The 12,367-nt window shown below is 69.7% G+C and carries 12 protein-coding genes; 5 read left to right on the forward strand and 7 right to left on the reverse strand.

Going from position 1 to position 12,367, the window contains the following annotated elements:
• Positions 1-176: 176 nt before the first annotated feature.
• Together NFS20_RS16710 and NFS20_RS16715 are read left to right on the forward strand one after the other, a co-directional pair.
• Positions 177-1,856, forward strand: coding sequence for a discoidin domain-containing protein (locus NFS20_RS16710; protein ID WP_251152927.1), 1,680 nt, complete (start codon positions 177-179; stop codon positions 1,854-1,856).
• Between the two features lie 501 nt (positions 1,857-2,357).
• Positions 2,358-2,858 carry a DinB family protein gene (locus NFS20_RS16715; protein WP_251152928.1) on the forward strand — a complete coding sequence of 167 codons (501 nt, stop codon included), beginning with the start codon at positions 2,358-2,360 and terminating at the stop codon, positions 2,856-2,858.
• Between the two features lie 154 nt (positions 2,859-3,012).
• Here NFS20_RS16715 and NFS20_RS16720 read toward each other — a convergent pair whose 3' ends face one another.
• Positions 3,013-3,360 (reverse strand): DUF1330 domain-containing protein, encoded by a 348-nt coding sequence (locus NFS20_RS16720; RefSeq protein WP_251152929.1) that lies wholly within the window; start codon positions 3,358-3,360, stop codon positions 3,013-3,015.
• 272 nt (positions 3,361-3,632) lie between these two features.
• On the opposite strand from NFS20_RS16720, the gene otsB reads away from it, so the two are divergent.
• Positions 3,633-4,406 (forward strand): trehalose-phosphatase, encoded by a 774-nt coding sequence (gene otsB, locus NFS20_RS16725; RefSeq protein ID WP_251152930.1) that lies wholly within the window; start codon positions 3,633-3,635, stop codon positions 4,404-4,406.
• A 105-nt stretch (positions 4,407-4,511) separates the two neighbouring features.
• Here the strand turns inward: otsB and NFS20_RS16730 are convergent, their stop codons facing one another.
• The gene (locus NFS20_RS16730) at positions 4,512-5,153 is read right to left on the reverse strand and encodes a TetR/AcrR family transcriptional regulator (RefSeq protein ID WP_251152931.1); all 642 of its coding nucleotides are present in this window, start codon (positions 5,151-5,153) and stop codon (positions 4,512-4,514) included.
• 70 nt (positions 5,154-5,223) lie between these two features.
• Between NFS20_RS16730 and NFS20_RS16735 the strand changes: the two genes are divergently transcribed.
• On the forward strand, positions 5,224-5,748 hold the full coding sequence (locus NFS20_RS16735; RefSeq protein ID WP_251152932.1) for a DnaJ family domain-containing protein: 525 nt from the start codon (positions 5,224-5,226) through the stop codon (positions 5,746-5,748).
• Positions 5,749-6,006: 258 nt separating this feature from the next.
• Here NFS20_RS16735 and NFS20_RS16740 read toward each other — a convergent pair whose 3' ends face one another.
• Positions 6,007-8,655 (reverse strand): replicative DNA helicase, encoded by a 2,649-nt coding sequence (locus tag NFS20_RS16740; protein WP_251152933.1) that lies wholly within the window; start codon positions 8,653-8,655, stop codon positions 6,007-6,009.
• Positions 8,656-8,986: 331 nt separating this feature from the next.
• On the opposite strand from NFS20_RS16740, the gene NFS20_RS16745 reads away from it, so the two are divergent.
• Entirely contained in the window at positions 8,987-10,342 is a 1,356-nt protein-coding gene (locus tag NFS20_RS16745) for an MATE family efflux transporter (protein ID WP_251152934.1), read from the forward strand.
• Between the two features lie 200 nt (positions 10,343-10,542).
• Here the strand turns inward: NFS20_RS16745 and rplI are convergent, their stop codons facing one another.
• The 4 genes from rplI to rpsF all read right to left on the reverse strand — a co-directional run bounded on the left by rplI (position 10,543) and on the right by rpsF (position 12,330).
• Positions 10,543-10,989, reverse strand: a complete 447-nt coding sequence (rplI, locus tag NFS20_RS16750; protein ID WP_251152935.1) for a 50S ribosomal protein L9 — start codon at positions 10,987-10,989, stop codon at positions 10,543-10,545.
• 19 nt (positions 10,990-11,008) lie between these two features.
• Positions 11,009-11,245 (reverse strand): 30S ribosomal protein S18, encoded by a 237-nt coding sequence (gene rpsR, locus NFS20_RS16755; RefSeq protein ID WP_021481584.1) that lies wholly within the window; start codon positions 11,243-11,245, stop codon positions 11,009-11,011.
• Between the two features lie 91 nt (positions 11,246-11,336).
• Positions 11,337-11,879, reverse strand: a complete 543-nt coding sequence (locus NFS20_RS16760; protein ID WP_251152936.1) for a single-stranded DNA-binding protein — start codon at positions 11,877-11,879, stop codon at positions 11,337-11,339.
• 160 nt (positions 11,880-12,039) lie between these two features.
• Positions 12,040-12,330, reverse strand: a complete 291-nt coding sequence (gene rpsF, locus NFS20_RS16765; protein ID WP_251152937.1) for a 30S ribosomal protein S6 — start codon at positions 12,328-12,330, stop codon at positions 12,040-12,042.
• Between the last annotated feature and the right edge of the window lie 37 nt (positions 12,331-12,367).

Consider the following 12,367-nt stretch of genomic DNA (forward strand, 5'->3'; position numbering starts at 1 on the left):
CGCCGGTGACGGAAGACCGTGGACCACACCCCGTCCTCGTCGGCGGAGACGCCCCGTACGTGCCAGCGCCTCACCTTGACGTGCCTGCAAACGGCCCTTACGGTGCTTTTGCAAACCCATCAGTCAGAAGTCGCATGATCGCCATCCTAAAAGACAACGCTGTCAATTGGAGTCCCATGCAGAACTCTCACCTCTCACCTCGCGCGCGGCGCCTCGGCGCCGCGCTCACCGGCGGCGCGCTCCTCGCGGGCACGCTCGCCGCGACCCCGGCCCTGGCGGCCCAGACCGTCACCGGCCCACCACTCGTCACCGCAGGGACCCCAGCCTGCGGTGAGGACATGGGCCTCCCTGATTCAAAGATCTCCATCCAGCTGTACACGCACGTGGGTGAGCTCGGGTCTTCCGGCACACCGTCCCCCGAGACGCTCGACCGCGTGCTCGGCGAGGTGGCCGCCGCCGGGTTCACCAACGTCGAGCCCTACAACCAGCCCTACTCGATGCCGGTCGACGAGTACAAGGCGATCCTCGACAAGCACGGTCTCGAGGTGTCGTCGAGCCACGGCAGCACCAGCTGGGACACGTGGCCCGAGACCGTCGCCTACGCCGTCGCGCTGGGCCAGGACTACATCGGGACGGGCGGGATGGCGGGTGGCTACGGCACCTATGACGAAGCGCTCGCGACCGCGGCGTACGTCAACCAGCTCGGCCAGTACGCCCACGAGAACGGCGCGAACAAGATCGTGCTGCACAACCACCAGGGCGAGCTCACCACGCGGTACCCCCACCCGGAGACGGGTGAGATGGTCAGCGCCTGGCAGGTCATCGAGGAGAACACCGACCCGCGCTACGTCACGTTCGAGCTCGACGTCGGCTGGGCAGCCGACGCGGGCATCGACGTCCCGGCGTGGATCGAGGAGTACGGGGACCGCATCGAGCACCTCCACATCAAGGACGCCGTGAACGTCGACGCGGAGGGCGACATGAGGCAGGTCGCGCTCGGCAACGGTGACCTCGACCTTCCGGCGATCATCGCGGCGGCCGAGCCGTACGTCGAGTACTACACCTACGAGTGGGACTGGGCGCCGTCCTTCGAGACCTCTGCGGAGTCCTACCAGTACCTGCGCTGCTACCTGTCCGACGACGGGGGCGAAGGGGGCGACGACGAGGAGTCGCTGGCACTCGGCCGACCGGTGACGGCCTCCAGCATCGACGAGCCCGGGCACGAGGCCGAGATGGCGGTGGACGGCAACGCCGGCACCCGGTGGGGCAGCGCGTGGAGCGAGCCCGAGTGGATCGCGGTGGACCTCGGCGCGAGCTACGACCTGGACCGCGTCGTCATCGACTGGGAGACCGCCTTCGCGTCGGGGTACGAGATCCAGACCTCGCCCGACGGCGAGACCTGGACCACCGTGCACACCGTCACCGACGGCGACGGCTTCTTCGACGAGCTGGACGTCTCGGGCACGGCCCGGTACGTGCGGCTCTACGCCACGGAGCGCGCGACGCAGTGGGGCTTCTCCCTCTACGAGCTCGAGGTCTACGGCACGCCGAGCGGCGGACAGCCGGAGCTGGACCTCGACGCCGAGGTCGAGCCGCGGTGCATCGCCGGCCAGGCCTACCTCGCCGTCCGCGCGGCGAACGGTGAGGACTCACCGGTCGACGTGACCCTCGCGACGCCGTTCGGCACCCGCGAGTTCGCGGACGTCGACCCCGGCACGGCCGCGTACCAGGCGTTCCCCGTGCGCTCGACCTCGGTCGCGAGCGGCTCGGTGACCGTCACCGGCACCGGGGCGGTCGACGGCGAGACCGTCACCTCGACGTTCGACCTCGACCACGACGAGCTCGCCTGCTCGTGACCGTCTCCCGGACCGCGTGATCCCCTCGACGGTCTCGACCGTTCGGGCCGCCCGGGAGCTCTGACCCGGCACCCGCCGGCCTCGTGACGAGGCCGGCGGGTGCCCTCGTCACGTCAGCCACAGGGCTGCGGGGCCAGTGGTGGCCTGAGGCACCGTGCAGCTGGACCGCGGATCGCGTCGTCGAGCGCGCTGATCTCCACAGATCTTCCGTCAAGCACAGGAGCCCATCGTAGAGAGGGTGGCCGCCGGTATGGATCTCCGGGGAGAGGGCGGCAAAGAAAGTGCTCTGCTCGAACGGAGCGCCTTCCAGCCGGGTACCCTGATGCGGAGATGAAGAGCTGGGATGCGTGACGTCCCGCGGAGAACGACCACGCTCCGCTGCTGGCAGGCAGGACGCGTTGCGATCCGGCCGTCAGCGGGTCTGAGGATTTCTCCGCCACCGCAGGTCGCCGCTCGTACGAACCGACGCGCCCTCGGCTCACGACGTCACGGGAGACCCTCATGAGCTCGTTCGATGTGCCGCTGGACGACGAACGCACACAGCTCGATGCGTTCGTGGACGAGTATCGCAGCGCCCTCGAGTCGACCCTCGACGGTCTCACGGAAGAGCAGGCCCGCCGTCGGCTGGTTCCGTCGGCGACGACGTTGCTCGGCCTGCTCAAGCACGTCACGTGGATGCAGCGGGTGTGGTTCGAGGAGTGCGTCGGAGGCACCTCCCGTCGGACTCTCGGCCTGGTCCAGAGCCCGGACGAGTCCTTCCGGCTCACCGACGCCGACACCGTCGCCTCCGTCACGGCGGCCCACCGCACGGCCTGTGCGACGGCCCGGGCGGTGGTCACCGACCTGTCGCTGGACACCGTCGCGACCGGCCACCGGGCCGGACCCCGAACGCTGCGCTGGGTGTACCTGCAGGTCCTGCGCGAGCTGGCCCACCACTGCGGGCACGCCGACATCCTGCGTGAGCAGCTGCTCGACGCCGAGCGACCGTCGAAGAGCACGTGACCTGGTGGTGGCCCCTCCCTCGACGCCCGCTGGGTCCACCCGAACGGCCGCCACGATCACCTATCACCCCGGCGGTTGCACACCGCCCCGACCCACCGGTGCCGACGTCGGCCGGCACGTGCCCGGAGCAGCTTCGCCGGGCCGTGACCTGGGGCTACTCAGTCGGCGCGGTCTGCCGCATCGCCTCGGCGGTGGCAGTGGCGTCGTAGCCCGCGGGGACGCCCTCGACCAGGATGATGTCACCCTGGACGTGCCGCGAGCGCAGCGGTGCGATCTCCTGGTACGCGGGTGAGTCCCACCAGGCCCGTGCCTCGGCGATCCCCGGGAAGCCGATCACCACGACGTGCCCCGGCCAGCTCCCCTCCTTGACCTCGTGCTGCGCGGCGTGCACGAGGAATCGACCGCCGTGCGGCTCGAAGGTGCCGGTGATGCGCTCGATGTACTCCACGACCTCAGGGGCCGGGGCGGCTTCTTGCAGGTGCGCTATGGCATAAGCGGGCATGGTGTCCTTCCGGTCGGTCGGTCTCCCTACGCCGCCGATCATGGCATGCGGGAGCACCGGGACGATGTGGCCGCCGGTGTTCAGCGGAGGCTCGGCGGGTGGGACCTTCCAGGGTCGCGATCTCGACGTCCTGAGCGCCTACGCCTCCCCCTTGGCCCGGGCAGGGGGTCGAAACCGAGACGGCGCCGCGGGTTGTCCCGACGGGCGGCTCCCGCATCGGTCTGGTGCTCGCTTCAGCGCAGGCCTGCGCTCGGCCTGGCTACGGTGGATGCATGGATCTTGCTCGCGACGCGATGCATGCGCTTGCCACCACGGAGAACGCCGGTCTGGTCATGGATTTCGACGGCGTTCTCTCCCCGATCACGGACGACCCCGCCGTCAGCCAGCTGCTTCCCGGTACCGCGGAGATCCTTGCCAGCCTGGCGGGCAAGCTCACCGTCGTCGCGCTCCTGTCCGGGCGCCCCGCCGGCTTCCTCGCGGCGCGAGCGACCGTTCCTGGCGTCGCCCTGTACGGCTCCTACGGGCTCGAGCGCGTCACGCCGAGCGGGATCGAGGTCGTACCGGGAGCTCACCAGTGGGCGGCTCGCGTCGACCAGGCCACTGAGATCCTGCGCCAGGAGCTCGGTGACGTCGATGGTCTGCACGTCGAGCAGAAGTCCCTCTCCGTCGCGGTGCACTGGCGCCGCGCACCAGACCGTGACGCCGCGGAGACTCGGATCGCGCCGCTCATCGCGAGAGTGATGGCGGTCTGCGAGCTGCGCAGGGAGCCCGGCAAGTTCGTGGAGGAGCTCCGCATGCCCCTGGACCTCGACAAGGGCACTGCTCTTCGCGCCATCATCGATGCTGACGACCTGAGCACCGTCGCCTATGCGGGCGACGACCGCGGGGACCTTCCGGCTCTGGCCATCGCGGCTGCGCGGGGTCACGCACTGGTGGTCGACGGGCCGGAGGCCGTACCAGAGGTTCGGGAGGCACCCGGCGCACACTTCACCTCCCCCGACGACTTCCAGGCGTGGCTGCGGGAACTCGACAGCACCCTGGGGTGACGGCCCCCTGGTGACGACGGGGGCGTCGTGCAGCGCAGCCGGCACGGACACGCCGCTGCACCGTGCACCCTCTCGGGCGCGCCGCGGGTGGCGTTGATGCGTGCCCTACACAGGCTCCGCCCCGCCTCCCTGTCCGGCGCGCGGGAACGACGTCTCGGTGAAGAGGCGGTCCAGATGCTGGTCGATGGCAGCCAGTGCGGCCCGCGGCTCGATCACCTCGAGCTCGAGCAGGGGGGTGAACCCCGTCAGCGCCATGATCAGATCTGTCTCGATGTCCGGGTCGCGGTCCGATGCGATCTGGCCTTGCGCGATCGCCCGTCGGACGAGGCGCTCGATCATGGCGCGACCGTCACGGAGCCCGAGGGCCGCCTGCCTGCGCAGTGCCGGCTCGTGCAGAGCCTCCAGGACGTAGGCGGCGCTCATCCGTGACGAGGCGCGGGCGTCGGGATGCAGGGGCAGCATCTCGGCGAGCACGAGGCGCAGCACATCCCTGGGGTGCGGAGGGTGGTCGAGCGCGGCCAGCCCGCGGGTGACCCGGTCGGCGGTTCGCTCTGCAGCGAACTCCATCGCGAAGGTCAGCATCGCCGCTCGGGACGCGAAGTAGTGCTGCAGCTGCCCTAGCGAGACCCCCGCCTCGCCGGCGACCTCACGAAGAGTCGCCCGCGCCCAGCCGTGCTGGTCGACGACCCGCCACAGCGCATGCGCGATCGCCTCTCGTCGCTCCTGGTGGTCCACGACCTTCGGCACCCTGCCTCCTTCCGTTGGCAATACGCATGACATAATACAGGCGTACGGTGAACCAGGGGACGGAGTGACGATGGCCGAGACGGACCCACCACCCGCGTTCTTCAACCCGTACGCGGTCGCGATCGACGAGGAGGTGGCGATCGCGCTGCTGGCCGACATGCATGTTCGGAAAGCGATCGAACGAGGCGACTTCGACAACCTGCCCGGCAGCGGCAAACCGCTCGACATGCCTGACCGCCACGACCCCGACTGGTGGCTGAAGAACCTCCTGAAGCGCGAGCGGCTCGTGCTGCTACCGCCCTCGATCCAACTGCGCCAGGAGGACGCCGCACTGGACGAACGCCTCGACGAGATGTGGAGCGAGGCGGACGTGCGTCACGAGATCGAGGAGTTCAACAGGCACGTGCTTCGTGGCCGCTACCAACTGCCCGCCGGACCGCCCCTGGTCACCATGCCGCGGGACGTCGAAGCGACGATTGCCGCATGGGCGAGTCGCCGCGCGAGGCGGTCCGCGGAGGCACGAGCCAGGGCACGTGCGGACGCGCCTGATGAGAGGCGCCACCGACGTCGACGAGTCCGTCAGCGCCGCCGGTAGGTCCCGTCGCCGAACGGAGCTTCGGCTTCTACGCGCTGGCGAGCCAGGTGGTGCCCACCACGCACGAGGAGACCTTGAGGTTCCGGAACCTCCAGAACCCGACTCTGAACGCCTCCAGAACCGGTCGTTTCCGGGCCGCCGTGATCCTGCGGCCCCGCCCCCGGCCCGAGCCCTCGTCCCTTGTTGAGGACTGGTCGGTTCGATCTGCCGGCAGATCGCTCAATCAGGCTGCTGCATCACACTTGCAAGATTGCGCGACTACATCTGCATGTCAGCGAAGCGTTGGTAGTGCCCCTGGAACGCCACAGTGATGGTGTCCGTCGGCCCGTTTCGGTGCTTGGCCACGATGAGGTCTGCTTCGCCGGCGCGCGGCGACTCCTTCTCGTAGGCGTCCTCACGGTGCAGCAGGATCACCACGTCGGCGTCCTGCTCGATGCTGTTGTGAGCCGCGATCCCGTTGGCGATGAAGTTGTGCCCGTCGAGCACCGTGGCGTCGAAGACCTGCTTCTCCCCGACCGGCTCTATGGCGACGACCTCGTCCCACAGCAGGTCGTTGACCGCCATGATCTCGAGCTCCTCGCTCTCGAGGACGGCAGCGATCTTGCCGAGGCGGTGCCGGGAGGGGGCGTTCTTCCACAGCGCACTCCCGCAGAACTGTGTGCCGATCGCCGAGGCGAACTCCCGCTGCGTCATCCCTCTCTCGACGAGGATCTCGCGCACGTCGTCCCACACACGACGCGGCACGGTGTCGACGTTGGTGTTCGACCGGGTCTCGCGGATGATCGCGAGCAGCTTCTCGGCGATGTCGCCGCGGTCTCCATGCACGCCGATCTCCTGGAGGAACCGGCGCTGGTCGTCGACACCGCTGACGTCGAGCGAGTAGCCAGGGCGGTAGTCGCCCTTGATCGTCGTCCGGCGCAGCCGCGTCGAGATGCCGAACCGGAGCAGGAGCCGCGACAGCCCGTCGACGAGCTCGCGTGAGGTGGAGGCGTAATAGATGCGCCCGCTGCGTCCGTTCTTGTTCACCGTCACCGAGCCGTCGGTAGCCCAGATGTGCTTGATGAAGAGCGCGATCTGACGCTTCGGCAGGTGGAAGACGCTCGTCGGGATGAACTTCTCGTGGCTGCGCGCGCCGAACAGACCCATCTCGTCCAGCCACTCGGCGATCGGGTTCCGTCGACCGCGGGCGAGCCGGTACGGCGCCGGTAGCCGGAGGGTCGTCACGCGGGCAGCGGCGTACTCGTCACGGATGGGGGTGATCCCGAACGCGGTCGCCGCGTCACTGACCGCCGTGAGGTTTCGCTCGTCGATCGAGGCGTAGCGGATCGGCTGACGCTTGACGAACGACCCGTCACCGAGGAGATGAGCCAGCATGACGACCTTCCGGTCGTCCCACTCGGCGTTCCGCTCGGGACCGGGGACGTGGCGCGGCGCACCGATGCGCGAGCCGACCTCGAGGTCGCCGAGGGCTGTCCAGCCGTCGTAGGTGAGGAACGGGTGGTTGGCGGTCGCCTCGATCTCCTTGCCCGACGCGAGCCGCATCCGAAAGACGGGCTTCGCGCCCGTCGGGAAGACGTGGGTCAGGTGCCGGCGCACGTACTGGAGGCGGTCGTTGAGCGCCCACACCGGGACGTCCTTGGCGTTGAGGGCGAACAGCTCCCCCATCGTCGTCTCGGCACCCGTGTCCGCGCGCAGGATCTTCGTGTCCTCCGTCAGGCAGCCCGACTCACGAAGGTCACTCATCTGCGGTTTCTTGTCTCCGCGCTGCTCCGGACCACGGTTCAGCTGGGAGATGGCGATCACCGGAACTTCGAGCTCCTTCGCGAGCAGCTTGAGCGCACGCGAGAACTCCGACACCTCCTGCTGTCGCGACTCGACACGCTTTCCCGAGGACATGAGCTGGAGATAGTCGATGACGACGAGCTTGAGATCGTGGCGCTGCTTGAGCCGTCGGCACTTCGCCCGGATCTCCATGAGCGACATGTTCGGCGAGTCGTCGATGAACAGCGGCGCCTCGGCGACCTTGCCCATGGTGCCGGCGAGCTTCTGCCAGTCGCCGTCGTCCATCTTTCCGGAGCGCATGCGCGTCAACGGGACCTTCGCCTCGGCGGCGAGCAGACGCATGGTGATCTCGTTGCGGCTCATCTCGAGGGAGAAGATGACGGACGCCATCTGGTGGTGCACCGCGGCATGCGTGGCAACGTTGATTCCCAAGACGCTTTTTCCGATGGCCGGACGCGCCGCGACGACGATCATCTGCCCGGGGTGCAGGCCGTTCGTCAGCCGGTCGAAGTCGGAGTAGCCGGTCGGCACGCCGGTCATGCCCTCGCCGCGTCCCTGCGCTGCCTCGATCTCGTCGAACGTCGGGCCGAGGATGTCGGACAGCGGCGCGTAGTCCTCCGTCGTCCGCCGCTCGGTGACGGCGTAGACCTCGGCCTGGGCGTTGTTGACGATCTCGTCGACGTCCCCGCCGTCGGTCGCGTACCCGAGCTGGACGATGCGCGTCCCGGCCTCGACGAGGCGGCGCAGCACCGCGCGCTCGCGCACGATGCGCGCGTAGTACCCGGCGTTCGCGGCGGTCGGGACGCCGGCCATGAGGTCGTGGATGTACGGGGCGCCGCCGATGCGCTGCAGCTCCCCGCGCTTGGTCAGCTCGGCGACGACCGTGATGGCGTCCGCCGGCTCGCCCCGGCCGTAGAGGTCGATGATCGCGTCGTAGACGAGCTCGTGCGCCGGGCGGTAGAAGTCGTTGCCGCGGATCTGCTCGATGACGTCGGCGATCGCGTCCTTGGAGAGCAGCATGCCGCCGAGGACGCTCATCTCGGCCGCGACGTCCTGAGGCGGCGTACGGTCGAAGCCGGAGTGACCGGATCCCCCGTAGCTCTCCTCGAGCTCGTCGATCGACATGCGCCCCTCGTTCCCCCGGGGACGCGGCCCTCTCGGGGGCGCCCCGGGCATCGCCCGCGTCGTACACCTGTCCTACAGCGGGCCACCCACACGACTGTCCCGGTGGCCGCACCTCCCACTGCCGACAGGCACGACCCCGCGACACTAGATCCGCCTCCCGGGCACCGCAAACGTGCCTGTGCACGGGCCGGTGGACAGGCAGCCACAACCTGTGGACACGCGCCCTCATGCTGTGCACACCCGGTGGACAACCATGTGGACAACGACGGGATATCCCTGTGTACAGGTGGCCGGAGCCCGCCTGACCAGCATCTTCACTACCCTCAAGGGTGTGGATGAAAGAAAGTCGGACGACACGCCGACGACACGCCGGTCGCTGCTCGACCGACAGATCCTCGCCCTCGCGGTCCCTGCCCTCGGCGCCCTCGTCGCCGAGCCGCTCTTCGTCCTCGTCGACTCGGCCGTCGTCGGACACCTCGGCACCGCGGAGCTCGCCGGCCTCTCGCTCGCCTCGACGTTGCTCGTCACGCTCGTCGGCCTCTGCGTCTTCCTCGCGTACGCGACCACCGCGGCCGTCGCACGACGCCTCGGCGCCGGGCAGGAGCGCGAGGCCCTCCAGTCCGGCGTCGACGGCCTCTGGCTCGCCCTCGGCCTGGGGATCGTGCTGGCGGGCCTCCTGTGGATCACCGCACCCTGGGCCGTCGGCGCGATGGGCGGGACGGGAGACGTCGCGGAGCACGCCGTCGTCTACCTGCGCTGGTCGGCGTTCGGTCTCCCGGGCATGCTCCTCGTCCTCGCCTCCACGGGCGTGCTCCGCGGGCTGCAGGACACCCGCACGCCCCTGTGGGTCGCCGCCGGCGGCGCGACGGCCAACGCCGTGCTCAACGTCGTCCTCGTCTACGGCGTCGGGCTCGGCATCGCCGGCTCGGGCATCGGGACCGCTGTCGCCCAGCTCGGCATGGGCGCGATCCTCGTCGCGGTCGTCGTGCGCGGTGCCCGACGACGCGGCGCGGCCCTCCGCCCCGCCGCCGGTGGCATCTGGGCCAACGCGCGCGCCGGCACCCCGCTGTTCGTCCGCACCCTGTCGCTGCGCCTCGCGATCCTCCTGACGGTGTTCGTCGCCACCGGCCTCGGCGAGGTCACCCTCGCCGGCTACCAGGTCGTCGCCTCCGTCTGGGGACTCGCCGCGTTCGCGCTCGACGCGCTCGCGATCGCCGCGCAGGCGCTCGTCGGCTACGGCCTCGGCGCAGACGACGTCCCCCGGGTCCGCGCCGTCCTGCGCCGCACCCTGCAGTGGGGCGTCGCGGCAGGCGCGCTGCTCGGGCTCGTCATGGCCGCCGGCGGCTGGTGGTTCGCCCTGCTCTTCACGTCCGACCCCGACGTGCGGACCGCCGTCGCGCTGGGCATGGCCGTCTGCGGCCTCCTCCTGCCCATGGCCGGGTGGGTGTTCGTGCTCGACGGTGTGCTCATCGGCGCCGGCGACGGCCGGTTCCTCGCGTGGGCCGGCATGCTGACGCTCGTCGTCTACGTGCCGTTCGCGCTCGCCGTCCGGCACTGGGCGCCCGACGGCGCGGCAGGCCTTGCGTGGCTCTGGCTCGCGTTCGCCGGGGTCTTCATGGCGGCCCGCGCCCTGACCACCGGTCTCCGCGCCCGCGGCTCGCGCTGGATGGTCACCGGCACCGCCTGAGCCGACGTGTCAGGACCACAGGACACTCGAGCGTTCCCTGACCCTGACGCGCGGTCCCGTCGGACATCGTGTCAGGGCCACGGGACACCCAGGTGACCTGTCGTCCTGACACGGTCTGGGAGCGACACGAAGGCCCGGCCCCTCCGGAGAGGGACCGGGCCTTCGACGTCCGAGCCCGAGGGCTCAGCGGTACTGCGGGATCAGGCAGCGACGACCTTCACCGCGACGGTCGCGGAGACCTCGGGGTGCAGGCGGACGGAGACCGTGTAGTCGCCCGTCGACTTGATCGGCTGACCGATCTCGATCTTGCGCTTGTCGACCGACGAGCCGGCAGCGGCGACCGCGGACGCGATGTCCGCCGTCGTCACGGCGCCGAAGAGACGACCGGCGGTGCCGGCCTTCGCCTCGACGACGACCGGCTTCGACTGCAGCGAGTCGCGGATCGCCTTCGCGTCGTCGAGCGACGCGATCTCGCGGGTCTTGCGCGCCTTGCGGATCGCGGAGACCTGCGACTCGGCACCCTTCGACCACGGCGTGGCGAGCTTGCGCGGGACGAGGTAGTTGCGGGCGTACCCGTCCTTGACCTCGACGACGTCGCCGGGCTCACCGAGACCGGTGACCTCGTGCGTCAGGATCAGCTTGGCCATGAGTTCTTCCCCTTCCCGCTCAGCGAGCCGTCGACGTGTACGGCAGCAGAGCCATCTCGCGGGCGTTCTTCACCGCACGGGCGATCTGGCGCTGCTCCTGGACGGAGACGCCGGTCACGCGACGCGCGCGGATCTTGCCGCGGTCGGAGATGAACTTGCGCAGCAGCGCGGTGTCCTTGTAGTCGACCGACTCGATCTTGGCCGACTTCAGCGGGTTGGACTTCTTCTTGGGCTTGCGCACCACAGGCTTCGCCATGGTGTTGCTCCTCTACAAGGTGCGATCTGAGCCGTGGCCGCTCACGCGGCGTCGGGCACCAGATGTCGGGTGTTCTGGGTGAGGCGAACGGTCAGAACGGGGGCTCGTCCGAGAACGAACCACCGGACGACGCGGGACCAGCCGTGGCCCACGGGTCGTTCTGCTGACCGCCGCCGGAAGCGCTGAATCCGCCACCGCCGGAGGCTCCGCCGGAGCCTCCGAAGCCGCCACCGCCGCCGCCGAAGTTGCCGCCGCCACCGCCACCCGAGCGCTGGGCCCGGGTGACCTTCGCGGAGGCGTAGCGCAGGGACGGACCGATCTCGTCCACCTGCAGCTCGACGACGGTGCGCTTCTCTCCCTCACGGGTCTCGTACGAGCGCTGGACGAGACGGCCCTGCGCGATGACGCGCATGCCCTTCGTCAGCGACTCCGCGACGTTCTCCGCGGCCTCGCGCCAGATCGAGCAGCGCATGAACAGCGTGTCGCCGTCCTTCCACTCGTTCGACTGGCGGTCGAAGGTCCGCGGCGTCGACGCCACCGTGAAGTTGGCCACCGCCGCACCCGCAGGGGTGAAGCGCAGCTCCGGGTCACCCGTGAGGTTCCCGATCACCGTGATGACGGTGTCACCTGCCATGGCCTGCTCCTTCGTGGTTCGTCGGTGTCGTCGGCGTCGATTCTCGACTCGTACGATCTCTCGCCGCTCGCGCGTCGGCCCATCCCATCACGCGGCGCCCACACGCGCTACGGCGTGGGGACGACCCGTGGACGAGGGCCGAGAGGGGGTGCGGGGAGGGTCAGCGAGCGTCCGTGCGCAGGATCTTGGTGCGCAGCACGACCTCGTTGAGGCCGAGCTGACGGTCCAGCTCCTTGGCGGTGTCGGACGTCGAGGTGAAGTCGACGACCGCGTAGATGCCCTCGGACTTCTTCTTGATGTCGAACGCCAGGCGGCGACGACCCCAGATGTCCACCTTGTCGACGGTGCCGCCGTCGGTCTTGATGACCGACAGGTACTTGTCGAGCGACGGGGCGACGGTGCGCTCCTCGACCTCAGGGTCGAGGATGATCATCAGTTCGTACTGGCGCATGCGGGTAACCCACCTCCTCTGGTCTTCGCGGTCACGG

Source organism: Cellulosimicrobium sp. Marseille-Q4280, from assembly GCF_943181405.1.
Taxonomy (GTDB): Bacteria; Actinomycetota; Actinomycetes; order Actinomycetales; family Cellulomonadaceae; genus Cellulosimicrobium.

Bases quoted from the DNA above. Each gene is read 5' to 3' on its own strand.
- NFS20_RS16720 (WP_251152929.1), bottom strand. From the start codon at position 3,360: ATGCCCGCTTATGCCATAGCGCACCTGCAAGAAGCCGCCCCGGCCCCT.
- NFS20_RS16710 (WP_251152927.1), top strand. From the start codon at position 177: ATGCAGAACTCTCACCTCTCACCTCGCGCGCGGCGCCTCGGCGCCGCG.
- NFS20_RS16735 (WP_251152932.1), top strand. From the start codon at position 5,224: ATGGCCGAGACGGACCCACCACCCGCGTTCTTCAACCCGTACGCGGTC.
- rpsF (WP_251152937.1), bottom strand. From the start codon at position 12,330: ATGCGCCAGTACGAACTGATGATCATCCTCGACCCTGAGGTCGAGGAG.
- otsB (WP_251152930.1), top strand. From the start codon at position 3,633: ATGGATCTTGCTCGCGACGCGATGCATGCGCTTGCCACCACGGAGAAC.
- NFS20_RS16760 (WP_251152936.1), bottom strand. From the start codon at position 11,879: ATGGCAGGTGACACCGTCATCACGGTGATCGGGAACCTCACGGGTGAC.
- NFS20_RS16715 (WP_251152928.1), top strand. From the start codon at position 2,358: ATGAGCTCGTTCGATGTGCCGCTGGACGACGAACGCACACAGCTCGAT.
- rplI (WP_251152935.1), bottom strand. From the start codon at position 10,989: ATGGCCAAGCTGATCCTGACGCACGAGGTCACCGGTCTCGGTGAGCCC.
- rpsR (WP_021481584.1), bottom strand. From the start codon at position 11,245: ATGGCGAAGCCTGTGGTGCGCAAGCCCAAGAAGAAGTCCAACCCGCTG.
- NFS20_RS16740 (WP_251152933.1), bottom strand. From the start codon at position 8,655: ATGTCGATCGACGAGCTCGAGGAGAGCTACGGGGGATCCGGTCACTCC.